This window comes from Klebsiella sp. K47, assembly GCF_051858335.1.
In the GTDB taxonomy this organism is placed as follows: domain Bacteria; phylum Pseudomonadota; class Gammaproteobacteria; order Enterobacterales; family Enterobacteriaceae; genus Klebsiella; species Klebsiella pneumoniae.
On record NZ_JBPYUI010000006.1, the window covers coordinates 100,675 to 123,944 of the forward strand.

The window sequence follows — 23,270 nt, forward strand, 5'->3', positions numbered from 1 at the left end:
CGCTCGGTTCGTAGCCGAGTACTCTATCCAGCTGAGCTACGGATGCATCGGGAAACTTGCTTTACTACGCGTCAGTGTCACAACTAACACATGCCACACTGAGTATGATGGCCTAATCGGTAGAGTGACTCGATTATGCCTCGCACTGCGGGCCGCTGCTTTCACAGCGCTCTTCTCTCTTAATTCAGAAAGAAGATGGTGCATCCGGGAGGATTCGAACCTCCGACCGCTCGGTTCGTAGCCGAGTACTCTATCCAGCTGAGCTACGGATGCAAAATGGCGGTGAGGCGGGGATTCGAACCCCGGATGCAGCTTTTGACCGCATACTCCCTTAGCAGGGGAGCGCCTTCAGCCTCTCGGCCACCTCACCACACACGCCTCTTTCGAGTGCTTCGAAGAACTTGTTTCTGCTCTTCGTCGCTGCGATGGCGCACATATTACTTTCTGGTACTTATAAGTCAAACACTTTTTCGAGACCTTTTTTCGTTTGCACACTTCGCACGCAATTCGCGTGCAAAAACGGCAAAAAGGGCAATTTATCAACAGGAAATCAGCCCTGACGCTGGCATAACGCCAAACGACCAAAGCGGCAAAGGGTAATGAAAAGCGGTATGGCGCAGGGGGAAAAAACAGAAAAAGGGAAAAAGCGGCGGTAAGTGATGCGCCTCACTGCACAGCGAGGCGCGGAAACCTTAGTAACTGGACTGCTGGGATTTTTCAGCCTGAATACGCTGGTAGATCTCTTCACGGTGAACAGACACTTCTTTAGGGGCGTTTACGCCAATACGAACCTGGTTACCCTTCACCCCTAAAACTGTCACAGTGACCTCATCTCCAATCATGAGGGTCTCACCAACTCGACGAGTCAGAATCAGCATTCTTTGCTCCTTGAAAGATTAAAAGAGTCGGGTCTCTCGTATCCCGGCATTATCCATCATATAACGCCAAAAAGTAAGCGATGACAAATACCTTAGGGTATAAGCAGTCATGGCATCACATTCTGTTAAACCTAAGTTTAGCCGATATACACAATTTCAACCCGACTTTATCGTTATCAGTGTTTCTGACGCAAGGTGCCGCAACCCTCTGGTTATGGCACCTATACCCGTCATACTTCAAGTTGCATGTGTGTTGGCTTTCCTCGCTCACCCCAGTCACTTACTTGAGTAAGCTCCTGGGGATTCGCTGCGTCGCCGCCTTCCTGCAACTCGAATTATTTAGGGTAAATGCGTTTATAGTTATTACAGTTTTGCGCTGACCCAGCCTTTCACACTGGCTAACGCTGCAGGGAGAGCAGACGCATCGGTACCACCGGCCTGCGCCATATCCGGACGACCGCCCCCTTTACCGCCCACCTGCTGAGCGACCATACCAACCAGCTCCCCTGCTTTCACGCGGTCTGTCACATCCTTAGACACACCTGCAATCAGAGAAACCTTACCATCCGCTACCGTAGCTAATACAACGATCGTCGAACCGAGCTGGTTCTTCAGATCGTCAACCATGGTACGCAGCATTTTCGGCTCAACGCCGGTCAGTTCGCTGACCAGCAGCTTAACGCCGTTAATCTCTTCCGCTTTGCTGGAGAGGTTTGCGCTCTCCTGCGCCGCAGCCTGCTCTTTCAGCTGCTGCAGCTCTTTTTCCAGCTGACGGGTACGCTCCAGCGCGGCGCGAACCTTCTCGCCGAGATTGTGGCTGTCACCCTTCAGCAGCTGAGCGATATCATTGAGCTGATCGCTCTGCGCATGCAGGATGGCCATCGCGCCTTCGCCAGTCACCGCTTCGATACGGCGCACGCCAGCAGCGGTGCCGGACTCTGACGTGATGCGGAACAGGCCGATATCGCCGGTACGCGCCGCGTGAGTCCCGCCGCACAGCTCCGTGGAGAAGTCGCCCATCCGCAGAACGCGCACGCGATCGTCGTATTTCTCGCCAAACAGCGCCATGGCGCCGGATGCGCGCGCGGCATCGATATCCATAATGTTGGTTTCGATAGCCAGGTTACGACGGATCTGCGCGTTGACCAGGTCTTCCACCGCACGAATTTCTTCCGGCTTCATCGCTTCAAAATGCGAGAAGTCAAAGCGCAGCGCTTTATCATTGACCAGCGAACCTTTCTGCGCCACATGGGTGCCGAGCACCTGGCGCAGCGCCGCGTGCATCAGGTGCGTCGCGGAGTGGTTGAGACGGATACGCTGACGGCGAGCCTCATCTACGTCGGCCTGCACCGCGTCACCCACTTTCAGTGAGCCGCTGGCGACTTTACCGATATGACCAATAGCCTGGCCGTACTTCTGCGTGTCGCTGACTGCGAAGGAGAAGCCCGCGCCTTTTAATTCGCCTTTATCGCCCACCTGGCCGCCGGACTCCGCATAGAACGGGGTCTGGTCAAGGATCACCACCGCTTCCTGGCCAGCGCTAACGCTATCCACCGCTTTGCCGTCGATAAACAGGGCGGTAACCTTGCCGTTCAGCTCCAGATGATCGTAGCCTTTAAATTCAGAGGCGCCGTCAACGCGGATCATCGCATTATAGTCGGCGCCGAAACCGCTGGACTCGCGCGCGCGGCGGCGCTGCTCTTCCATCGCGGCTTCAAAACCAGCTTCGTCAACCTTGATGTTGCGCTCGCGGCACACATCGGCGGTCAGGTCGACCGGGAAGCCGTAGGTGTCGTACAGACGGAAGGCGGTTTCGCCGTCCAGGGTGTCGCCTTTCAGCTTCGACAGCTCCTCATCCAGCAGCGCCAGGCCGCGCTCGAGGGTGCGGGCAAACTGCTCTTCTTCGGTTTTCAGCACCTGCTCAACCTGAGCCTGCTGCTGCTTCAGCTCGTCGCCGGCGGAGCCCATCACATCGATCAGCGGGGCAACCAGTTTCCAGAAGAAGGTGTCCTTCGCGCCCAGCATGTTGCCGTGACGGATCGCGCGGCGAATGATACGACGCAGCACGTAGCCGCGGTTTTCATTCGACGGGATCACGCCGTCGGCAACCAGGAAGGCGCAGGAGCGAATGTGGTCGGCGATAACGCGCAGCGACTTGTTCGTCAGATCGGTCGCGCCGGTGACTTTCGCCACGCTGGCGATCAGATCGCGGAACAGGTCGATGTCATAGTTGGAGTTAACGTGCTGCAGCACCGCGGCAATACGCTCCAGACCCATACCGGTGTCGACGGACGGCTTCGGCAGCGGCTCCATGGTACCGTCAGCCTGACGGTTGAACTGCATGAAGACGATGTTCCAAATCTCAATGTAACGGTCGCCATCTTCTTCCGGGCTTCCCGGAGGGCCGCCCCAGATGTGATCGCCGTGGTCAAAGAAGATTTCGGTGCACGGGCCGCACGGACCGGTGTCGCCCATCTGCCAGAAGTTGTCAGAAGCAAACGGCGCGCCTTTGTTGTCGCCGATGCGGATAATACGCTCGCGCGGAACGCCTACTTCATTGGCCCAGATGTCGAAAGCTTCGTCATCGGTCTCGTAAACGGTAACCCACAGTTTTTCTTTCGGCAGCGCGAACCAGTTCTCACCGGTCAGCAGTTCCCACGCGTATTTGATGGCATCCTGCTTGAAGTAATCGCCAAAGCTGAAGTTGCCCAGCATTTCAAAGAAGGTGTGGTGACGCGCGGTGTAACCGACGTTTTCCAGATCGTTGTGTTTACCACCCGCACGCACGCAACGCTGTGCGGTGGTCGCACGCGAATAATTACGTTTGTCGAGACCAAGGAAGACATCCTTGAACTGGTTCATCCCTGCATTGGTAAACAGCAGGGTCGGATCGTTGTGCGGCACCAGGGAGCTGCTGGCAACTACCTGATGTCCCTTGCTATGGAAAAAGTCGAGAAACGCCTGACGGATCTCAGCGGTGCTCTTGCTCATAATTATCCTGAAATCAAGCTACACGTCATCCTTCAAGTCGCCTCTGTCCTGGCTGCGCTTGCTCTTCCGGCACCGAACTGACGTACGTTGCGAAAGAGAGTCTCTCTTGCCGCCCTGATGCAGCTTGAATGATTTTGTGTAAAGGAATAATCGCCCAGGCCGCTGCCTGCACAGTCACAACCAGCGGCCCGACGGAATAAAGTGGGAATAAGATAAGTTTTCTTTACGGCGAAGTAAAATCCCGGATGGGTCAATCTGCAAAATTTCGCCAGATTTCCTGGATATCTTCCATCAGGTAGCCGCGGTAAAGCAGGAATCGCTGAACTTTCACTTTTTCAGTAAAGGCGGAAGGTAACGGTTCGCCGTATTTACGCTGTGCCTGCTCCCTGGCAAGGCTCACCCAGTCGATATCGCATTCGCGCATCGCCTGGTCAACGACCTGGCGCGCAATGCCTTTCTGGCTGAGCTCCTGGCGAATGCGCGCCGGACCATAGCCTTTGCGGCTCCGGCTGGCGATGAACTGGCCGACGAAGCGGTTGTCGTCAAGGTAGCGGTTTTCGATACACCAGGCGACAACCTGCTCCAGCTCGTCGGGGGTGGCGTCCAGCGCCTCAGGACCGTTTTTGCTCATCACCGGAGCGACCAGCTTGCGTCGCAGCTCCTGCTCGCTGTGGTCGCGCATCGCCAGAATGCGGATAGCACGGTCCAGCAGGCGGGCGTAGCCGGAGCGGCGTGATGAAGGTTCAGTCACAGGCACCTCGATAATCTCACAAAGCAAAAGGGCTGCCTAAGCAGCCCTGTCAGTCTTGCAGACGATATCAGAAATCCTGTTCGGTTTCTTCTGCGTCGTTGCCGTCAACAACGAAGTCTGGCTTCGCATCCTGATTGTTGAGCAGCAGTTCGCGCACTTTCTTCTCAATCTCTTTCGCCGCCGCCGGGTTCTCTTTCAGCCAGGTGATCGCGTTCGCTTTACCCTGACCGATTTTGTCGCCGTTGTAGCTATACCAGGCACCCGCTTTCTCAATCAGCTTCTCTTTCACGCCGAGGTCTACCAGCTCGCCGTAGAAGTTGATGCCTTCGCCGTAGAGGATCTGGAATTCGGCCTGTTTAAACGGCGCGGCGATCTTGTTTTTCACCACTTTGACGCGGGTTTCGCTGCCGACGACGTTGTCGCCCTCTTTCACCGCGCCGATGCGGCGAATGTCCAGACGCACAGAGGCGTAGAACTTCAGCGCGTTACCACCGGTAGTGGTTTCCGGGTTACCGAACATCACGCCAATTTTCATACGGATCTGGTTGATAAAGATCAGCAGCGTGTTGGACTGCTTCAGGTTACCCGCCAGCTTACGCATCGCCTGGCTCATCATACGCGCCGCAAGGCCCATGTGAGAGTCGCCGATTTCGCCTTCGATTTCCGCTTTCGGCGTCAACGCCGCGACGGAGTCGACGACGATAACATCAACCGCACCAGAGCGCGCCAGCGCGTCACAGATCTCCAGCGCCTGCTCGCCGGTGTCCGGCTGAGAACACAGCAGGTTGTCGATATCGACGCCCAGTTTGCGTGCATAGACAGGATCCAGCGCATGTTCAGCATCGATGAACGCACAGGTTTTACCTTCACGCTGCGCTGCGGCGATAACCTGTAGCGTCAGGGTGGTTTTACCGGAGGATTCCGGACCGTAGATCTCGACGATACGGCCCATTGGCAGACCGCCGGCGCCCAGCGCGATATCCAGAGAAAGCGAGCCGGTGGAGATGGTTTCCACATCCATGGTGCGGTCTTCACCCAGGCGCATGATGGAGCCTTTACCGAATTGCTTTTCGATCTGGCCCAGTGCAGCCGCCAACGCTTTCTGTTTGTTTTCGTCGATCGCCATTGTTACTCCTAATCATGCAGGGTAAAGCGTGTTCGCTTCGCCGTTAATATTTGTTCAGTTGAGGCAATTATACTGTATGGTCATACAGTATCAAGTGTTTTGTAGAAATTGTTGCCAGAGCAGATTTAGCGCATAGGCCGTCGCCTGACGACGCACCGCTTCGCGGTCTCCGGCAAAGCATTCCCGCCGCGTCACCCCTTGCCCGCTCACGCTGGCGACGCCGAACCATACCGTGCCGACCGGCTTTTCGACGCTGCCGCCATCCGGCCCGGCGACGCCGCTAACGGAGATGGCATAATCCGCACGCGCCGCGCGCAGCGCGCCAATCGCCATCTCCACCACCACCGGTTCGCTTACCGCGCCGTTGTCGCGCAGCGTCGCTTCGCTGACGCCGATCATTTGCGATTTAGCTTCGTTGCTGTAGGTGACAAAGCCGCGTTCAAACCACGCCGAGCTGCCGGCAATATCGGTGATCGCTTTCGCAATCCAGCCGCCGGTACAGGATTCCGCCGTGGTCACCGTCGCCCCACGCGCCTTCAGCGCCCGGCCAATCTTCTCGCTTAGCTGCATTAATTCTGAATCGGTCATTATCGCCCCGCTTTGCTCTGGATAAAGAGGCCATCAAAGATAGCACTTTCGACAGAGATATGGGGATGAAGCGGCGATTTTACGAGGGGGGATCCAGAAATGGGTCGTCCTGTGATAACCAGGACGACCAGACAACCTGTTACTTCATGCTGTTAGCGATAAGCTCAACGTTGTGACGCATCATTTTGACGTAACTATCGGCGACGCCGCCCGGCTTAGATAGCGCTTCCGGATAGAGTTCGCCCCCCGGCTGCGCGCCGGTGGCGCTGGCAATCTGCTTCACCAGCCGCGGGTCAAGCTGGTTCTCCATAAACCAGGTATGGACGCCATCCGCTTTGATTTGCTTAATCAGCGCCGCCACCTGCGCCGCGCTGGCCTCGCTCTCTGAAGAGAGCCCCTGTGGCGCGAGGAAGGTCACGTGATAAGCCCGGCCAAAATAGCCGAAAGCGTCATGGCTGGTCAGGACCTTGCGCTTGGCCAGCGGAATGGCGCTGAATTGCGCTTTCGCCCAGCCGTCGAGAGACGTCAGCTGGTCGATATAGCGCTTGCCGCTGCTGGTCAACGCCGCTTTATCTTCCGGGTCGGCTTTCACCAGACCATCGAGGATATTCTGCGCATACAATGCGCCGTTCGCTGCGCTGTTCCAGGCGTGGGGATCGGTCACCGTTTTACCCTCTTCATCAAGGGCATGGGTCTTGACGCCTTTCGATGCCACCACCAGCTCGCCCTTAAAACCAGAGGCCTTAATCAGGCGATCCAGCCACCCTTCCAGCCCCAGGCCGTTAACCACCACCACGTCGGCCTTGCTGAGCAGCGCGCTATCCTTCGGAGACGGTTCGAAGGTGTGCGGATCGCCGTCCGGGCCGACCAGGGTATCCACATGGACATGCTCCCCGCCGACCTGCTGCGCTATATCACCCAACACCGAAAAACTGCTTACCACATTCAGCGTTTTCGCCATGGCCCCCTGCGCCATCAGGCCGAGGGCCAGCGCGACCACTATTGCACTACGTTTCATCATTTCCTTACCCCATCAATGTGCGCCAACCGACCAGCAGCCGGCTGCGCGTGCCAAAAAATAGCGAAACAAAAAACAGTGCGCTGGCGGTCAGCACAATAGCGGGCCCGGCGGGAAGACTAATCGCCCAGGAGAGGCTTAATCCCAGCCAGGCGCAGAGCGCGCCCATTCCCGCCGCCAGCAGCAGAATGCCCGGCAGCGTGCGCGCCCAGCAGCGCGCGGCGACCGCCGGGAGCATCATTACCCCTACCGCCATCAGCGTGCCGAGCACCTGAAACCCGGCCACCAGATTAAGCACCAGCAGCGCCAGAAAAAGCCCATGCAGCAGCGCAGGCAGCCGCCGGTGATTCACCTGCAGCCAGGCGCTGTCGAACGCCTCGCTGACCAGACCGCGGTAGCACAGCGCAATGCACAATAGCGTCAGGCTGGCGACGCCGCTGACAAACAGCGCCGCATCGCGGTCGACCGCCAGAATGGAGCCAAACAGCAGATGCAGGAGGTCCACGCTGGAGCCGCGCAGCGACACCAGGGTGACGCCCAGGGCCAGCGAGCCCAGATAAAATCCGGCAAAACTGGCGTCCTCTTTTAACGGTGTCCGCCGGCTCACCCACCCGGCCACCAGGGCAACCACGATGCCGGCGATGAAGCCGCCGAGGGTCATGGCCAGCAGCGACATGCCGCTCAGCAGATACCCCACCGCCACGCCGGGGAGAATGGCGTGCGACAGCGCATCGCCCATCAGGCTCATGCGCCGCAGCAGCAGGAAGACGCCCAGCATGGTGGTGCTCAGCGACAGCGCCAGACACACCACGAGGGCCCGACGCATAAAGCCGAATTCAATGAAAGGCTGAAAGAAGGTGTGCCAGATCATGCCGACCTCACATGACTGAAGGCCGGGAGCACCGCCCGGGTAGCGCCCCAGCAGGCGCGCTGGGGAGTCAGCAGCAGCGTCTCGGGGAAAAAGTCGGCCACCCGCTGGTTATCATGCAGCACCGCCAGGATGGTCTGTCCCTGCCGGTGCATCTCGAGGATCAAATCCATTAGTTCGCGACTGGTCGCTTCGTCGATACCGGTGAAGGGCTCGTCGAGCATCACCAGCGGCGCCTGCTGCACCATCACCCGGGCAAATAGCATGCGCTGAAACTGGCCGCCGGAGAGCGCTTCGATCGGCGTTTTCGCCAGGCCCGCCAGCCCGACCCGCTCCAGCACCGCGCCGATGCGTCGCCGGGTGCCGCCCCCCAGACCGCGCAGCAGCGACACGCCGGGCCATGCGCCCTGGCTTACCACATCCTGCACGTTGAGAGGAAACTGCGACTCGAGGGCATGGCGCTGCGCCAGCCAGCCGATCACCGGCCGTTTTCCCTGCCAGCGCAGGCGGCCACTGACCGGCGGAAGAAACCCGGCGAGGGTTTTCAGCAGCGTTGATTTTCCGCAGCCATTGAGGCCAACAATTGCCGTCAGGCTGCCGGGGCATATCATCCCGCTCAGCGGAGGGGTGATCGCTACCCCGTCATAGCCGGCGACCAACTGCTCCAGTTCAATCATGGCAGCGTCACCGCCCACCAGGTTGCTAACCATAGCGCCGCCAGCAGCACGCCTGCGATAGCCGCGCGCGCCGCGGCGGATGCCATAAAAATCGATGTGAACATATCCCCGCCTCAATTTAATGTTATAACATAACAATAACGAAGCGAAGAAAGAATGTAAATCAGCGTCAGTCAGCGGAAATGTAACAAAGGTCAACAAGAGGCATGGAGACGGGAAAAAACGGGGGGATAAGCGCGGCCTCCCCGGCGTCATCCCCCGGTCGCGCTGCGCTTCCCGGGGCTAGCAACCGGATACCAGACCGTAGCCCGGATAAGGCGCTACGCGCCGCTATCCGGGGAGGCTGGGGAAATTGTCAGCCGGATGAAAGGATTAATAACCGCCGCGGGCCTGCGCAACCGCCAGGCCCAGCTGCCAGACGGCCATCGCGTAGTGGGTGCTGTGGTTGTAGCGGGTGATGGTGTAGAAGTTCGGCAGCCCGTACCAGTACTCATAGCCGGTGCCGACGTCCAGCCGCAGCAGGCTGGCCTGCTGATGGTTACCCAGCGGCTGGGTCGGGGTCAGCCCTGCGGCCGCCAGCTGCGAAACGCTGTATTTAGTCTTGAAACCATTCTCCAGCCCCGGGGCCTGCCCCAGCGCCTGCACCGCCACCAGATCGCCGCTCACCCAGCCATGCTGTTTGAAGTAGTTGGCCACGCTGCCGATAGCATCCACCGGGTCCCACAGGTTGATATGTCCGTCACCGTTAAAATCGACCGCATACTGCTTATAGGAGGACGGCATAAACTGACCGTAGCCCATCGCCCCGGCGAAAGAGCCTTTCAGATCCAGCGGGTCGTCGCTTTCGCTGCGCGCCATTAGCAGGAAAGTTTCCAGCTCCGACGAGAAGTATTCGGCGCGGCGCGGGTAGCTAAACGACAGCGTCGCCAGCGCGTCGAGGATCCGGGTTTTGCCCATCACCCGGCCCCAGCGAGTCTCCACGCCGATAATGCCGACGATGATTTCCGGCGGCACGCCGTAAACCTGATAAGCGCGGTTAAGCGCGTCCTGATACTGATTCCAGAACACCACGCCGTTCTGCACATTATCCGGGGTAATGAACTGTTTCTTGTAGCGCAGCCAGGCGCCGGTCGGCCCGGTTGGCGGCAGGCCGGTCGGCGCCTGACGATCCATCAGCCGCAGGACGTAATCCAGGCGCTTTGCCTGCGACAGGATCTCCTGCAGCTGCTGCCTGTCGAAGCCGTGCTTCGCCACCATCTTATCGATAAACTGCGCCGCCGCCGGGTTGTTGGCGAAGTCGCCGCCCATCTGCATCACGTTATGCTGCGGTTCCAGCAAAAAGCCGCCGGTTCCACTCGCCATCTCCGTTTCCGCGGGGGTCTTGGGTTTGCTGCTGCAGGCAGCGAGGAGCACACAAAGGGGAAGTAAAGCCAGATAGCGACGCTTCAACATGGGAATTCCGTTTAACAAATTCAGCAAGGGATAATTATGGTAAAGCATGCGACGACCAACAAGAAAGCGACAATCTGTTTGTAGACAAAATAGTCCTTCAACTGCTCCTCCCCTGCGTGCTTTCATGCCCTGCAACATTTCATCTCGCCCGCATCATCTTTCAAAATAAAATATTTATCTTTCATTTTGAGATCCATTTAACACTTTTAAACCTTTCAAAATGATTAAAATCAGCCTGCGATTAGCAAGAAAAATAACATGCTGAAGGAGAGAACAATGATTGACGTCGTGACCCACGGCGCGGAGTGGTTTATCGGCCTGTTTCAGAAAGGCGGCGAGGTATTTACCGGCATGGTGACCGGGATCCTCCCCTTGCTGATCAGCCTGCTGGTGATCATGAACGCGCTGATCAACTTTATCGGCCAGCAGCGGATCGAGAAGCTGGCGCAGCGCTGCGCAGGAAACCCAATCTCCCGCTACCTGCTGCTACCCTGCATCGGCACCTTCGTGTTTTGTAACCCAATGACGTTAAGCCTCGGCCGGTTTATGCCAGAGAAGTACAAGCCCAGCTATTACGCGGCGGCGTCGTATAGCTGCCACTCAATGAACGGGCTGTTTCCACATATCAATCCCGGCGAGCTGTTCGTCTATCTCGGCATCGCCAACGGCCTCACTACCCTCGGCCTACCGCTCGGTCCGCTGGCGGTGAGCTACCTGCTGGTTGGCCTGGTGACTAACTTCTTCCGCGGCTGGGTCACCGACCTGACCACCTCGATTTTCGAGAGAAAAATGGCGATTCAGCTTTCCCAGAAAGTGCATCTGTCAGGAGCGACATCATGACCCGTATTCGTATAGAGAAAGGCACCGGCGGCTGGGGCGGCCCGCTTGAGCTCGACGCCGTCGAAGGCAAAAAGATCGTCTATATCACCGCCGGCACCCGCCCGGCGATTGTTGACCGCATCGCCAGCCTGACCGGCTGGCAGCCGGTGGACGGGTTTAAAGAGGGGGAACCAGCGGAAAGCGACATAGGCGTGGCAATTATCGACTGCGGGGGCACCCTGCGCTGCGGGCTCTATCCTAAGCGCCGCATCCCGACGGTGAATATCCATGCCACCGGCAAATCAGGGCCGCTGGCCCAGTACATCACGGAAGATATTTATGTCTCCGGCGTCAAAGAGGACAACATCCAGTGCATCGCTCCCGACAGCGCAGGGGTTTCCGAGCCGCCGGCGGAAAACAAGAGCGCGGGTCGCGATTACGACACCAGCAAGAAGATTACTGAACAGAGCGATGGCCTGCTGGCGAAGGTCGGGATGGGCATGGGTTCGGTGGTGGCGGTGCTGTTCCAGGCCGGGCGCGACACCATTGATACGGTGCTGAAAACCATTCTGCCGTTTATGGCCTTCGTCTCAGCGCTGATCGGCATCATCATGGCCTCCGGCATCGGCGACTGGATTGCCCACGGCCTGGCGCCGCTTGCCAGCCATCCGCTGGGGCTGGTGACCCTGGCGCTGATCTGCTCCTTCCCGCTACTGTCGCCGTTTCTCGGCCCCGGCGCGGTGATAGCTCAGGTGATCGGCGTGCTGATCGGCGTTCAAATCGGCCTCGGCAACATTCCGCCGCACCTCGCCCTGCCCGCCCTATTCGCCATTAACGCCCAGGCCGCCTGCGATTTTATTCCGGTAGGCCTGTCGCTAGCCGAAGCCCGCCAGGATACCGTGCGCGTCGGCGTGCCGTCGGTGCTGGTCAGCCGCTTTCTGACCGGCGCACCAACGGTGCTGATCGCGTGGTTCGTTTCCGGATTTATTTACCAGTAAGAGGTTCCTGCAGATGACTGTGATTTACCAGACCACCATTACGCACATCGGCGCCTGCGCGACGATGGCGCTGGAAGAGCAAATGCTGATCACCTTCCGCGAGGGCGCCCCGGCGGATATCGAAGAGTACTGCTTTATTCACAACCACGGCGAGCTTGCTGGCACGCTGCAGCCGGGGGCAGAGCTGCAGCTTGGCGAACAGCGCTACCCGGTGACCGCCGTCGGCGAGGTCGCTGAACAAAACCTGCGCGAGCTGGGCCACATCACCCTGCGCTTTGACGGCCATCGTGAAGCGGAGTTCCCAGGTACCGTCCATGTGGCGGGCCCGGTGCCGGACGCCATCGCGCCCGGCTGCGTACTGAAGTTTGTTGCTTAAAAGGAGAGAGAGATGAATCAGGTTGCTGTTGTCATTGGCGGTGGACAAACCTTAGGAGAGTTTCTGTGCCGCGGGCTGGCCGCCGAGGGCTACCGCGTGGCGGTGGTCGATATTCAGAGCGAAAAAGCCAGCCGCGTCGCCCAGGAGATTAACGCTGAGTATGGCGAAGGTATGGCGTACGGCTTCGGCGCCGACGCCACCAGCGAGGCCAGCGTCACCGCCCTGGCCCACGGGGTGGATGAGATTTTTTCGCGCGTCGACCTGCTGGTGTACAGCGCCGGGATCGCCAAGGCGGCGTTTATTAGCGACTTCGCGCTGGGGGATTTCGACCGCTCGCTGCAGGTCAATCTGGTGGGCTATTTTCTCTGCGCCCGCGAGTTCTCGCGGTTGATGATCCGCGACGGCATTAAGGGGCGGATCATTCAGATCAACTCGAAATCCGGCAAAGTCGGCAGTAAGCACAACTCCGGCTACAGCGCGGCGAAGTTCGGCGGCGTCGGGCTGACCCAGTCGCTGGCGCTGGATCTGGCGGAATATGGCATTACCGTGCATTCGCTGATGCTCGGCAATCTGCTGAAGTCGCCGATGTTCCAGTCGCTGCTGCCGCAGTATGCCACCAAGCTCGGTATCGATGAGAGCGAAGTCGAGCAGTACTACATCGACAAGGTGCCGCTGAAGCGCGGCTGCGAATATCAGGATGTGCTGAACGTATTGATGTTTTACGCTAGCCCACAGGCGTCGTACTGCACCGGGCAGTCGATCAACGTCACCGGCGGCCAGGTGATGTTTTAACAGGTTCCCGGATGGCGCTGCGCTTATCCGGGCTACAAAACTGTAGGTCGGGTAAGGCGTTAGCCGCCACCCGACAAAAAAACGGCACCGCGGGTCGCTCGGGTTAGGCGCTCGCGCCGTGACCTGGGCTGTTCCCGCCCCCCTTAAGGAGAGACCTATGGTTACTGCATTAATCATCGTCGCCGCCATCGCCTGGCTTACCCAGCTGGCCTTTGGCGGCTGGCAGATCCGCCGCTTCAATCGCGCCTTTGATAGCCTGTGCCAGCAGGGGCGGGTGGGCGTCGGCCGCTCCGCCGGGCGCTTTCAACCGCGCGCCATCGTCGCCATCGCCGTCGATGATAACGACCGCATTAGCGACACGCTGCTGATGAAAGGCTTCACCATTTTCGCCAGTCCGCAAAAGATCCCGGCTCTGGCAGGCAAACATATTGCGGAATTGCAGCCTGATGTGATCTTTCCCCATGATCCGCGCTGTCAGAATGCACTATCATTAGCGCTTAATCCGAAACATGGATAATTTCGTTGTAAAAGTAAATATCTTGCGAAATTATCACTTCGAAACTTAAACGCAGGATAGACGCCTATGAAACCACGTCAGCGCCAGGCAGCCATTCTCGAGTTCCTGCAGTCGCAGGGAAAATGCTCGGTCGAAGAGCTGGCGCAACACTTCGATACCACTGGCACCACCATCCGCAAGGATCTGGTCACGCTGGAAAACGCCGGCACCGTCATTCGCACCTACGGTGGCGTGGTACTCAACAAGGATGAAGCCGATCCGCCGATTGACCATAAGACGCTGATCAACACCCATAAAAAAGCGCAGATTGCCGAGGCCGCCGTGCGATACATCCACGATGGCGATTCAATTATCCTCGACGCCGGCAGCACCGTGCTGCAGATGGTGCCATTGCTGAGTCACTTTAATAACATCACGGTGATGACCAACAGCCTGCATATCGTCAACGCGCTATCAGAGTTCGATAACGAGCAGACCATCCTGATGCCGGGCGGCACCTTCCGTAAAAAATCGGCCTCTTTTCACGGCCAGCTGGCGGAAAACGCCTTCGAACAGTTCAGCTTCGACAAGCTGTTTATGGGCACCGACGGTATCGATCTGAACGCCGGAGTCACTACCTTTAATGAGGTCTATACCGTCAGCAAAGCGATGTGCAACGCCGCCCGCGAAGTGATCCTCATGGCCGACTCATCCAAGTTTGGTCGTAAAAGCCCCAATATTGTCTGCGGCCTTGAACGCGTGGATAAATTGATTACCGATGCCGATATTGACCCGGAATTCCAGCGGGCGCTGGAAGCCAAAGGCATTGAAGTCATTATTACTGGAGAACATCATGAGTAACTTTTTGTTAGAGGCCGGACGCCAGACCCTGATGCTTGAGCTGCAGGAGGCGAGCCGCCTGCCGGAGCGCCTGGGCGACGACTTCATCCGCGCGGCGGAAACCATTATCCACTGCGAGGGCAAACTGATTGTCTCCGGTATCGGTAAATCCGGCCACATCGGTAAAAAGCTGGCGGCAACCTTCGCCAGCACCGGCACCCCGGCCTTTTTCGTCCATCCGGCGGAAGCCCTGCACGGCGATCTCGGCATGCTCGATAGCCGCGACGTGATGCTGTTTATCTCCTACTCCGGTAGCGCGAAAGAGCTGGATCTCATCGTGCCGCGGCTGGAAGAAAAAGGCATTCCGCTGCTGGCGATGACCGGCAAATCCACCTCGCCGCTGGCGCTGGCGGCGAAAGCGGTGCTGGATATCGCCGTGGAGCGCGAGGCCTGCCCGATGCATCTGGCGCCAACCTCCAGCACCGTCAACACGCTGATGCTGGGCGACGCGTTGGCGATGGCGGTGATGCAGGCGCGCGGTTTCAATGAAGAGGATTTCGCCCGTTCCCACCCGGCGGGCGCCCTCGGCGCGCGGCTGCTGAACAAAGTGCATCACCTGATGCGTCGTGATGAAGAAGTGCCGCGGGTCAATACCGAGGCTAACGTCATGGACGCCATGCTCGAACTAAGCCGAACCGGACTCGGCCTGGTGGCGGTCTGCGATGAAGCCAACCGCGTGCAGGGCGTTTTCACCGACGGCGACCTGCGCCGCTGGCTGGTTGCTGGCGGTACGCTCAACGATGGCGTCACTCGGGCGATGACCCGCAACGGCGTAACGCTGCAGGCGGATAGCCGCGCGGTGGAAGCCAAAGAGCGGCTGATGAAACACAAAATTAGCGCCGCGCCGGTAGTGGATGAGAACGGCCAACTGGTCGGCGCCATTAACCTGCAGAACTTTTACCAGGCGGGGATCCTTTAAGCCCCAGACGTTTCGCCAGCCGATGCAGGTTGGCGACGTCCAGTTCCAGCGCTCGGGCGGTCGCCGCCCAGTTGCCCTGGTTCGCCTCCAGCGCGCGGCTAATGGCTTCTCGCTGAAAAGAGTCGGTCGCCTCGCGCAGATTGATGTTTCCCGTCGCGGGCGCCGCTGCCGCCGTCTCAGTCGGCAACATCGGCGCCGCCACCGCAAACTGGAAATGCTGCGGCTCCAGGACCACTTCATCACCGGCCTGGGTGGCCCGCGCCAGCACCACCGCCCGATGGATAGCATGCTCCAGTTCGCGCACGTTGCCCGGCCAGGACCACTGCTGCAGCCGGTTTCGCGCCGCCTCAGCCAAAATGACCCGCGCCAGCCCCATCCGCAGGCGGCACTGCTCGCAGAAATAGCCCGCCAGCAGCACCACGTCACTTTCCCGCTCGCGTAGCGGCGGAACCGACAGCGGGAAGACGCTCAGCCGATGGTACAGATCGGCGCGAAAGCGCCCTTCCACCACCTCCTGGCGCAGATCGCGGTTCGTCGCCGCCAGCACCCGCACATCGACCCGCAGGCTGCGGTCATCGCCGACGCGCTGAATATCGCCATACTGCAGCACGCGCAGCAGTTTGGCCTGCAGCGCCAGCGACAGTTCGCCGATTTCGTCAAGAAACAGGGTGCCGTTATCCGCCATCTCAAATTTACCGCTGCGGTTGCTGATAGCCCCGGTAAATGCCCCTTTCACATGGCCGAACAGCTCGCTCTCCGCTACGCTTTCCGGCAGCGCCGCGCAGTTGAGGTACACCAGCGGGTTGGCGGCTCGCGGCGACCCCTGATGCACCGCCTTCGCCACCAGCTCTTTGCCGGTGCCGGTTTCGCCGCTGATCAGCACGTTTAAATCCGAGGCGGCGACGATATCGATCTCTTTTTTCAGCTGCAGCATGGGCCCCGACAGGCCGATGATCTCCTGGCGCTCCGGCAGCGGGTAATTCACCGCCTGCGCCGGCAGGACGTTTTGCGCTTCAAGGCGGGCGATAAGCAGCGCATTATTCAGCGCCCCGGCCACCAGCGCGGCAATCAGCCGCAGCTCTTCATCGCTGAAGCTATCGAAACGATCGGCATCCATGCCGTCCAGGGTCAGCGCGCCAATCAGCGTCTGCCCGGCAAACAGCGGCAGTCCCACGCAGGCATGGACTTTGAGGCTCTCATGACCGGGGATCAGCCCATCATAGGGGTCGGGCAGGTCGCTATCCGCCGGGAAGCGCACCACATCGCCGGCGCGCGCAATCGCCTCCAGCCGCGGGTGTCCTTCCAGGGCAAAGCGCCGACCGAGCACATCCTGCGCCAGGCCATCGATCGCCAGCGGCACAAACTGATGCGCCTCATAGCGCAGCAGCGCCGAGGCATCGCAGCCAAGAATTTGCCGCAGGGTAGTAATCAGGCGCGAAAAGCGGTCGGTGTGACCAATATCGCTTTGTAAATCTATGGCGATTCTCGCCAGCTCGTCGACGGAAAAACTCATTGCCGCTCCATTGTCATTTTGACAATACGCATTGTCATATCGACTATTTTAACCATTGTCATTTTGACAACAACCAAAATCAGAAAAAATTAAAAATAGATAATTATCAATGAATTAAAAAGTTGGCACGCAACTTGATATAAGCCAGTCAACTGAGTTTAAACACACTGTATTGATTGAGGTTGCTATGTCTATTGTGGTGAAAAATAACATTCTTTGGGTTGGCCAACGTGACTGGGAAGTGCGTGATTTCCACGGCACCGAATATAAAACGCTGCGCGGCAGCAGCTACAACAGCTATCTCATCCGCGAAGAGAAAAACGTGCTGATCGATACCGTCGATCATAAATTCAGCCGCGAGTTCGTACAGAACCTGCGCCGCGAAATCGACCTCGCCGACCTCGACTATATCGTCATTAACCACGCCGAAGAGGACCATGCCGGCGCGCTGACCGAACTAATGATGCAGATCCCGGATACGCCGATCTACTGCACTGCCAACGCCATCGACTCGATCAACGGCCACCATCATCATCCGGAGTGGAACTTCCACGTGGTGAAAACCGGCGATACTCTCGATATCGGTAACGGTAAACAGCTGATCTTCGTGGAAACGCCGATGCTGCACTGGCCGGACAGCATGATGACCTACCTGTCCGGCGACGCGGTGCTGTTCAGCAACGACGCCTTCGGCCAGCACTATTGCGACGAACACCTGTTCAACGACGAAGTGGACCAGACTGAACTGTACGAACAGTGCCAGCGTTACTACGCCAACATTCTGACGCCCTTTAGCCGCCTGGTGACGCCGAAAATTACTGAAATCCTCGGCTTCAACCTGCCGGTGGAGATGATTGCCACCTCCCACGGCGTGGTCTGGCGCGATAACCCGACGCAAATCGTCGAGAAATACCTCGAGTGGGCGGCGGATTATCAGGAAGATCGCATCACCATCTTCTACGACACCATGTCCAATAATACCCGCATGATGGCGGACGCCATTGCCCAGGGGATCACCGAGGTTGACCCACGGGTAGCGGTGAAAATCTTTAACGTCGCCCGCAGCGACAAAAACGACATCCTCACCAATGTTTTCCGCTCGAAAGGCGTACTTGTCGGCACGTCCACCATGAACAACGTGATGATGCCGAAAATCGCCGGGCTGGTGGAAGAGATGACCGGGCTGCGTTTTCGCAATAAACGCGCCAGCGCCTTTGGCTCGCACGGCTGGAGCGGCGGCGCGGTAGACCGCCTGTCCACCCGCCTGCAGGATGCCGGCTTTGAGATGTCGCTGAGCCTGAAAGCCAAATGGCGCCCGGATATCGACGCGCTGGAGCTGTGCCGCCAACACGGTCGCGACATCGCTCGCCAGTGGGCCCTCTCGCCGCTGCCGGTTGCTGAAGCAGCGACAACGCCGGAACCACAGGACTGCGCCTGTGCCGCCGCCGCGGCCGCCGATCTCGGTCCCATGATGCAGTGCAGCGTGTGCCAGTGGGTCTATGACCCGGCGAAAGGCGAACCTAACCAGGATGTACAGCCGGGTACGCCGTGGAGTGAAGTGCCGGACAATTTCCTCTGCCCTGAGTGTTCTCTTGGCAAAGATGTCTTTGACGTACTGGCGACGGAGGCAAAATGAGTGATGGCATCGTCATCATCGGCTCGGGCTTCGCGGCCCGCCAGCTGGTGAAAAATATTCGTAAGCAGGATGCGCAAATCCCGCTGACCCTCATCGCCGCCGATAGCATGGATGAATACAACAAACCGGACCTCAGCCATGTCATCAGCCGCGGACAGAAGGCCGACGATCTGACCCTGCAAAGTGCCGGCGAGTTCGCCGAGCAGTACACTCTGCGTCTGTTTCCCCATACCTGGGTAAGCGATATCGACGCCGAAAACCGGTTAGTGAAGAGCCACGATAACCAGTGGCGCTACGACAAACTGGTGCTGGCCACCGGCGCGACGCCGTTTATCCCGTCGGTGCCGGGGCGCGAGCTGATGCTAACGCTCAATAGCCAGCGCGAATATGGCGCGGCGCAGAGCCAGCTGCACGACGCGAAGCGCGTGCTGATCGTCGGCGGCGGCCTGATTGGCTGCGAACTGGCGATGGATTTCTGCCGCGCCGGTAAAACGGTAACGGTAGTCGATAACTCCGCCAGCGTGCTGGCGGCGCTGATGCCGCCGGAGGCCAGCAGCCGCCTGCAGCATCGGCTCACCGAGATGGGCGTACATCTGATGCTGAAAACGCAGCTGGAGGGGCTGGAGCAAACCGCCGACGGCATTCGCGTCAGTCTCGATCGCCAGCGCGCGATAACCGTCGATGCGGTGGTGGCCGCCGCCGGCCTGCGCCCGGAAACGTCGCTGGCGCGCCACGCCGGACTGCAGATTAACCGCGGTATTGTGGTCAATAGCCAGCTGCAAACCAGCGACCCGGCGATTTATGCGCTCGGCGACTGTGCGGAAATCAACGGCGTGGTACTGCCGTTCCTGCAGCCGATTTTACTCAGCGCCATGTGCCTGAGTAAAAATCTGCTGGCGCAGGCGGGAGAACTCAAGCTGCCGCCAATGCTGGTGAAGGTGAAAACCCCGGATCTGCCGCTGCATCTGGCCGGCGACACCCGCCGCGACGATCTGACGTGGAACATCGTAGCCGCCAAAGAGGGGCTGGTGGCGAAAGGCGTGGATGCCGAAAACCAGCTGCGCGCCTTTGTGGTCAGCGAAGACAAAATGAAGGAAGCCTTTGCGCTGCTCAAACAACTGGTAAGTTGATGGTTTTCCCGGCTTGCGGCGTAAACGCCTTAGCCGGGCTACGGTATTGTCCTGGTAGCCCGGCTAAGCGCAGCGCAAGCCGGGAACATATCCAGCCTAGCGCGCCAGATTGTCGTAGCCGCGCCAGCGATAGTTAAGCACCGATAGCGCCCAACAGGCGACAAACAACCCGACCACCACAAATCCGGCGTCGCCGAGGTTGTCGTTTAACGCCCCTACCCAGCGCCATATTCCGCCGCTGAGCGCAAACTTATCCATCAGCAAACCCAGCGCTTCCAGGCCGCCGATAAACAGCGCCACCACCACCGAGGTGCCGGTGATGGTCATGTTGTAATAGAGCTTGCGCTGCGGTTTGCTGAACGCCCAGCCGTAGGCGCCGACCATCAGCACATTATCGAGGGTATCCACCAGCGCCATACCACTGGCGAACAGCGCCGGGAAGACCATAATCGACCAGACGGAAATCCCGCTCGACGCACCGGCGGCGGAGATACCCAGTACGCCGATTTCGGTGGCGGTATCAAAACCGAGGCCAAACAGGAAACCGACCAGGTACATCTGCCAGCTGCGGCTTATCAGACGGAAGGTCTTGCCAAACAGCCAGCTCATCACCCCGCCGCCGCTGACGATTTCGTCGCTCACCGGCTCTCCGCGCTTCCATGCCCGAAAGCTGCGCCACACGCTGCGTAAAATCACCAGGTTGATAAAGGCCATCGCCAGTAAAAACAGGGCCGACACGGCGGTGCCGATAACGCTGCCGGTATCATGCAGCCAGCTCATCTGCGTGCTGAAGGCGGTGGCGGTCGCGGCAATCGCCGCCGAGGCCAGCACCACAATCGATGAGTGGCCCAGCGAAAACCACGCCCCGACGGCGAAAGGCCGCCGCCCCTGCTGCATCATCTTGCGGGTCACGTTATCAATCGCCGCAATATGGTCGGCGTCCACCGCGTGGCGCAGGCCGTAGCCCCAGGCCAGCAGGCTGGCGGCCATCAGCGCGCCGCTGTCGCCAAAGGCCTGCAGCGCCCAGCACCAGGCCAGAAAATTCGCCGCGATCAACCCCAGCACCAAACCCGCGGCGCGCGGCTGCTGGCGTAAAACTGTCATTATCATGGTTGTATTCCTTGAGCCTGCCAGCGGGCGGCGGCGATCACCGCCTGACCATAGGCGATTGCGCCGTCGCCGGCCGGCAACTGCTGTGCAAACAGCAGAGTAAAATCCGCCAGATAAAAGGTCAATCGCGCCGCCAGCAGGCGGTTATGCAGCACCCCGCCGCTGCAGACCATCGTGTCGATGCCGCGGACGGTGGCGCAGTCGCGGGCCATCGCCGCCAGTCCACAGGCCAGGGCGTCGTGGAATGCCCAGGCTTTCTGCGCCGGAGTCGCCTGCCAGCTCAGCCATTGCCGCCAGAAGGTCGCTAAATCCAGCGCGTCGTCGCGCCACGGCAGCGTAACCGGGTGGCTGACGCCGGGGCAGCTGGCGGCCAGCGCCTCCAGCCGACAGGCCGCTTCGCCTTCATAGCTCAGGCTCTCCGGCGCGCAATCCAGGGCGCAGGCAACGGCATCAAACAGCCGTCCGCAGGATGAAGCGCGCGGCGCGTTAATCCCGCGCTCGATGGCCTGCGCCAGCAGCGGCCAGTTGCGCTGGCGCAGGGTGGCGGCCTGCGGATAATCCTGCCAGTCAGGGACAAAGGCCAGACAGTGGGCCAGCAAATTTCGCCACGGCTGGCGTGCCGCCAGGTCCCCCCCTGGCAGCGCGACGGCCGGCAGCCCGCCAAGATGTTCGCATTCGCGATAGTTGACCCGCAGGCACTCCCCGCCCCACAGCGCGCCGTTCTCCCCCATACCAATACCGTCGAGTGTCAGGGCGATAACGTCCCCGCCGTCAAGCGGCCAGCGGTGCTCCGCCAGGCATGCCGCGGCGTGGGCATGGTGATGCAGCACTGTCTCCAGCGGCAGGGGCAGGGAGGCCGCCCACTGCGTTGAGCGATAGCCGGGATGGGCATCAACCACCACCCGCTGCGGCACAAACGCGTAAATGCTCTGCATCAGCTGCAGGGCGCTGCGCCACTGCTGTTCAACACCTTCCTCGCCAAGATCGCCAAAGTGCTGGCTCAGCACCGCTTCGCTGCCGCGCGCCAGGCAGAAGGTATTTTTCATATCCGCGCCGAGAGCCAGCAGCGGCGGGATGTCTCCTAGCCCCGGCGGCAGCGGCAGCGCGTCCGGGACGTAGCCCCGGGCGCGGCGCAGCATTTCACCGCTTGAGCGCACCAGTGAATCATCCATCCGCTGTACGATGTCGCGATTATGCAAGAGAAAGCCGTCGGCAATGTCGGCTAACTCATTGAGCGCCTGAGCATTACTTAACGCCGGCGGACGGCCGCTAAGGTTGCCGGAGGTCATTACGATGGGGCGCGCCAGGCCCTGCAGAAGCAAATGCTGCAGCGGATTAGACGGCAGCATCACCCCAACTTCCGCAAGCCCTGGCGCTATTTCGTCGCACAGGCCGGAGACCTGCGCTTTGGCAATCAGTACGATGGGCGCCGCCGGGGAGCCCATCAGCGCCGCAGCGGCGGCGGGTAAGCCCGTTGCCGTCGGCAGCATTACCGCCAGCGGTTTCGCCGGGCGGTGTTTTCGCGCCCGCAGCGTGGCAACGGCTGCGGGGTTACCGGCATCGCAGGCCAGATGAAAGCCGCCGATGCCTTTTATCGCCACGATGTCGCCCGCCGCCAGCCGGGCGATAGCCGCCTGCAGCGCCGCCTCGCCGTCCAGCGTTTCCCCCTCTGCCCGCCATTCCAGTCGCGGCCCGCAGTCGGGGCAGGCCACCGGCTGGGCGTGAAAACGGCGATCGGCAGGATCGCGGAATTCCGCTTCACAAGGGGAACAGAGCGGGAACGGCGCCATTGCGGTGAAGGGCCGGTCGTAGGGCATGGCGCGAATAATGGTTAACCGCGGGCCGCAGTGGGTGCAGTTGATAAAGGGGTAGCGGTAGCGGCGTGCCCGGGGATCGTTCATCTCCGCGAGGCACGCCGGGCAGGTCGCGGCATCGGGCACAATCTGAGTCCGCATCCGTCCCGCCCCACTCTCGCGGATGGTGAAATCCTGCGGCGTGGCCGCCCAGCGATAGGGAATGCAGGCGGTACTGTCGATCCGCGCCAGCGGCGGGCAGTGGTCAGCCAGAGCGGCAGTAAAACCGTCGTCGCCCCCGACCAGCCGCACCAGTACGCCGTCGCCGTCGTTACAGACATCGCCGCAGCGGGCCTGCGCCCGGGCCAGCTGCCAGACAAAGGGGCGGAACCCCACCCCCTGCACTTTACCGCGAATGCGGATTTGCACCCCGTTCATG

Annotated in this window: 21 protein-coding genes and 2 tRNA genes; 9 read left to right on the forward strand and 14 right to left on the reverse strand. The window is 59.8% G+C overall.

Annotated features, from left to right (window positions below):
• Positions 1 to 196: 196 nt before the first annotated feature.
• The 11 genes from RRF55_RS07660 to mltB form a co-directional block, all read right to left on the reverse strand.
• Positions 197 to 273, reverse strand: a tRNA-Arg gene (locus tag RRF55_RS07660).
• 4 nt (positions 274 to 277) lie between these two features.
• Positions 278 to 370, reverse strand: a tRNA-Ser gene (locus RRF55_RS07665).
• A gap of 322 nt (positions 371 to 692) precedes the next feature.
• Entirely contained in the window at positions 693 to 878 is a 186-nt protein-coding gene (csrA, locus tag RRF55_RS07670; RefSeq protein ID WP_000906486.1) for a carbon storage regulator CsrA, read from the reverse strand.
• Between the two features lie 363 nt (positions 879 to 1,241).
• Complete coding sequence (alaS, locus tag RRF55_RS07675; RefSeq protein ID WP_004174700.1) at positions 1,242 to 3,869, reverse strand: alanine--tRNA ligase; 2,628 nt, start codon at positions 3,867 to 3,869, stop codon at positions 1,242 to 1,244.
• Positions 3,870 to 4,119: 250 nt separating this feature from the next.
• A complete protein-coding gene (gene recX, locus RRF55_RS07680) occupies positions 4,120 to 4,620 on the reverse strand; it encodes a recombination regulator RecX (RefSeq protein ID WP_002914767.1) in 501 nt (166 codons plus the stop codon).
• A gap of 67 nt (positions 4,621 to 4,687) precedes the next feature.
• Positions 4,688 to 5,746, reverse strand: coding sequence for a recombinase RecA (recA, locus tag RRF55_RS07685; protein ID WP_002914769.1), 1,059 nt, complete (start codon positions 5,744 to 5,746; stop codon positions 4,688 to 4,690).
• A gap of 90 nt (positions 5,747 to 5,836) precedes the next feature.
• Complete coding sequence (gene pncC / locus RRF55_RS07690) at positions 5,837 to 6,334, reverse strand: nicotinamide-nucleotide amidase (protein WP_002914771.1); 498 nt, start codon at positions 6,332 to 6,334, stop codon at positions 5,837 to 5,839.
• A gap of 139 nt (positions 6,335 to 6,473) precedes the next feature.
• Positions 6,474 to 7,352: a metal ABC transporter substrate-binding protein gene (locus RRF55_RS07695; protein WP_023286807.1), complete on the reverse strand. Its 879-nt coding sequence runs from the start codon at positions 7,350 to 7,352 to the stop codon at positions 6,474 to 6,476.
• Between the two features lie 7 nt (positions 7,353 to 7,359).
• Complete coding sequence (locus RRF55_RS07700) at positions 7,360 to 8,223, reverse strand: metal ABC transporter permease (protein WP_004149458.1); 864 nt, start codon at positions 8,221 to 8,223, stop codon at positions 7,360 to 7,362.
• Positions 8,220 to 8,930 carry a metal ABC transporter ATP-binding protein gene (locus tag RRF55_RS07705; protein WP_015958867.1) on the reverse strand — a complete coding sequence of 237 codons (711 nt, stop codon included), beginning with the start codon at positions 8,928 to 8,930 and terminating at the stop codon, positions 8,220 to 8,222. The genes RRF55_RS07700 and RRF55_RS07705 overlap by 4 nt, the downstream gene beginning before the upstream one ends.
• 339 nt (positions 8,931 to 9,269) lie before the next feature.
• The gene (gene mltB / locus RRF55_RS07710) at positions 9,270 to 10,349 is read right to left on the reverse strand and encodes a lytic murein transglycosylase B (RefSeq protein WP_004174694.1); all 1,080 of its coding nucleotides are present in this window, start codon (positions 10,347 to 10,349) and stop codon (positions 9,270 to 9,272) included.
• A gap of 276 nt (positions 10,350 to 10,625) precedes the next feature.
• Between mltB and srlA the strand changes: the two genes are divergently transcribed.
• From srlA to gutQ, 7 genes are all read left to right on the forward strand, one after another.
• Complete coding sequence (gene srlA / locus RRF55_RS07715; RefSeq protein WP_002914812.1) at positions 10,626 to 11,189, forward strand: PTS glucitol/sorbitol transporter subunit IIC; 564 nt, start codon at positions 10,626 to 10,628, stop codon at positions 11,187 to 11,189.
• A complete protein-coding gene (gene srlE, locus RRF55_RS07720; protein ID WP_004149462.1) occupies positions 11,186 to 12,166 on the forward strand; it encodes a PTS glucitol/sorbitol transporter subunit IIB in 981 nt (326 codons plus the stop codon). Before srlA ends, srlE begins: the two co-directional genes overlap by 4 nt.
• 13 nt (positions 12,167 to 12,179) lie before the next feature.
• The gene (gene srlB / locus RRF55_RS07725; RefSeq protein ID WP_004174693.1) at positions 12,180 to 12,542 is read left to right on the forward strand and encodes a PTS glucitol/sorbitol transporter subunit IIA; all 363 of its coding nucleotides are present in this window, start codon (positions 12,180 to 12,182) and stop codon (positions 12,540 to 12,542) included.
• Between the two features lie 12 nt (positions 12,543 to 12,554).
• On the forward strand, positions 12,555 to 13,334 hold the full coding sequence (gene srlD / locus RRF55_RS07730) for a sorbitol-6-phosphate dehydrogenase (RefSeq protein ID WP_002914815.1): 780 nt from the start codon (positions 12,555 to 12,557) through the stop codon (positions 13,332 to 13,334).
• A 157-nt stretch (positions 13,335 to 13,491) separates the two neighbouring features.
• On the forward strand, positions 13,492 to 13,851 hold the full coding sequence (gene gutM, locus RRF55_RS07735) for a transcriptional regulator GutM (RefSeq protein ID WP_004145754.1): 360 nt from the start codon (positions 13,492 to 13,494) through the stop codon (positions 13,849 to 13,851).
• Between the two features lie 66 nt (positions 13,852 to 13,917).
• Entirely contained in the window at positions 13,918 to 14,691 is a 774-nt protein-coding gene (gene srlR, locus RRF55_RS07740; protein WP_002914817.1) for a glucitol operon DNA-binding transcriptional repressor SrlR, read from the forward strand.
• Positions 14,684 to 15,649, forward strand: coding sequence for an arabinose-5-phosphate isomerase GutQ (gene gutQ, locus RRF55_RS07745; protein ID WP_004174691.1), 966 nt, complete (start codon positions 14,684 to 14,686; stop codon positions 15,647 to 15,649). The genes srlR and gutQ overlap by 8 nt, the downstream gene beginning before the upstream one ends.
• Here the strand turns inward: gutQ and norR are convergent.
• Positions 15,612 to 17,162 carry a nitric oxide reductase transcriptional regulator NorR gene (gene norR, locus RRF55_RS07750; protein WP_004890240.1) on the reverse strand — a complete coding sequence of 517 codons (1,551 nt, stop codon included), beginning with the start codon at positions 17,160 to 17,162 and terminating at the stop codon, positions 15,612 to 15,614. The two genes, gutQ and norR, sit on opposite strands and share 38 nt — an antisense overlap.
• A gap of 187 nt (positions 17,163 to 17,349) precedes the next feature.
• On the opposite strand from norR, the gene norV reads away from it, so the two are divergent.
• Positions 17,350 to 18,798: an anaerobic nitric oxide reductase flavorubredoxin gene (gene norV, locus RRF55_RS07755; RefSeq protein ID WP_004211582.1), complete on the forward strand. Its 1,449-nt coding sequence runs from the start codon at positions 17,350 to 17,352 to the stop codon at positions 18,796 to 18,798.
• On the forward strand, positions 18,795 to 19,928 hold the full coding sequence (gene norW, locus RRF55_RS07760) for an NADH:flavorubredoxin reductase NorW (protein WP_221013631.1): 1,134 nt from the start codon (positions 18,795 to 18,797) through the stop codon (positions 19,926 to 19,928). The genes norV and norW overlap by 4 nt, the downstream gene beginning before the upstream one ends.
• 96 nt (positions 19,929 to 20,024) lie before the next feature.
• Here norW and RRF55_RS07765 read toward each other — a convergent pair whose 3' ends face one another.
• A complete protein-coding gene (locus RRF55_RS07765) occupies positions 20,025 to 21,038 on the reverse strand; it encodes a HoxN/HupN/NixA family nickel/cobalt transporter (protein ID WP_004181028.1) in 1,014 nt (337 codons plus the stop codon).
• Positions 21,035 to 23,269 carry a carbamoyltransferase HypF gene (gene hypF / locus RRF55_RS07770; RefSeq protein ID WP_064164048.1) on the reverse strand — a complete coding sequence of 745 codons (2,235 nt, stop codon included), beginning with the start codon at positions 23,267 to 23,269 and terminating at the stop codon, positions 21,035 to 21,037. The genes RRF55_RS07765 and hypF overlap by 4 nt, the downstream gene beginning before the upstream one ends.
• Position 23,270: the final 1 nt, after the last annotated feature.

What these genes read in the sequence shown, in the direction of transcription:
- csrA (WP_000906486.1), bottom strand. Translation starts at nt 878, where the DNA reads ATGCTGATTCTGACTCGTCGAGTTGGTGAGACCCTCATGATTGGAGAT.
- alaS (WP_004174700.1), bottom strand. Translation starts at nt 3,869, where the DNA reads ATGAGCAAGAGCACCGCTGAGATCCGTCAGGCGTTTCTCGACTTTTTC.
- recA (WP_002914769.1), bottom strand. Translation starts at nt 5,746, where the DNA reads ATGGCGATCGACGAAAACAAACAGAAAGCGTTGGCGGCTGCACTGGGC.
- pncC (WP_002914771.1), bottom strand. Translation starts at nt 6,334, where the DNA reads ATGACCGATTCAGAATTAATGCAGCTAAGCGAGAAGATTGGCCGGGCG.
- RRF55_RS07695 (WP_023286807.1), bottom strand. Translation starts at nt 7,352, where the DNA reads ATGAAACGTAGTGCAATAGTGGTCGCGCTGGCCCTCGGCCTGATGGCG.
- RRF55_RS07700 (WP_004149458.1), bottom strand. Translation starts at nt 8,223, where the DNA reads ATGATCTGGCACACCTTCTTTCAGCCTTTCATTGAATTCGGCTTTATG.
- RRF55_RS07705 (WP_015958867.1), bottom strand. Translation starts at nt 8,930, where the DNA reads ATGGTTAGCAACCTGGTGGGCGGTGACGCTGCCATGATTGAACTGGAG.
- mltB (WP_004174694.1), bottom strand. Translation starts at nt 10,349, where the DNA reads ATGTTGAAGCGTCGCTATCTGGCTTTACTTCCCCTTTGTGTGCTCCTC.
- srlA (WP_002914812.1), top strand. Translation starts at nt 10,626, where the DNA reads ATGATTGACGTCGTGACCCACGGCGCGGAGTGGTTTATCGGCCTGTTT.
- srlE (WP_004149462.1), top strand. Translation starts at nt 11,186, where the DNA reads ATGACCCGTATTCGTATAGAGAAAGGCACCGGCGGCTGGGGCGGCCCG.
- srlB (WP_004174693.1), top strand. Translation starts at nt 12,180, where the DNA reads ATGACTGTGATTTACCAGACCACCATTACGCACATCGGCGCCTGCGCG.
- srlD (WP_002914815.1), top strand. Translation starts at nt 12,555, where the DNA reads ATGAATCAGGTTGCTGTTGTCATTGGCGGTGGACAAACCTTAGGAGAG.
- gutM (WP_004145754.1), top strand. Translation starts at nt 13,492, where the DNA reads ATGGTTACTGCATTAATCATCGTCGCCGCCATCGCCTGGCTTACCCAG.
- srlR (WP_002914817.1), top strand. Translation starts at nt 13,918, where the DNA reads ATGAAACCACGTCAGCGCCAGGCAGCCATTCTCGAGTTCCTGCAGTCG.
- gutQ (WP_004174691.1), top strand. Translation starts at nt 14,684, where the DNA reads ATGAGTAACTTTTTGTTAGAGGCCGGACGCCAGACCCTGATGCTTGAG.
- norR (WP_004890240.1), bottom strand. Translation starts at nt 17,162, where the DNA reads ATGAGTTTTTCCGTCGACGAGCTGGCGAGAATCGCCATAGATTTACAA.
- norV (WP_004211582.1), top strand. Translation starts at nt 17,350, where the DNA reads ATGTCTATTGTGGTGAAAAATAACATTCTTTGGGTTGGCCAACGTGAC.
- norW (WP_221013631.1), top strand. Translation starts at nt 18,795, where the DNA reads ATGAGTGATGGCATCGTCATCATCGGCTCGGGCTTCGCGGCCCGCCAG.
- RRF55_RS07765 (WP_004181028.1), bottom strand. Translation starts at nt 21,038, where the DNA reads ATGATAATGACAGTTTTACGCCAGCAGCCGCGCGCCGCGGGTTTGGTG.
- hypF (WP_064164048.1), bottom strand. Translation starts at nt 23,269, where the DNA reads ATGAACGGGGTGCAAATCCGCATTCGCGGTAAAGTGCAGGGGGTGGGG.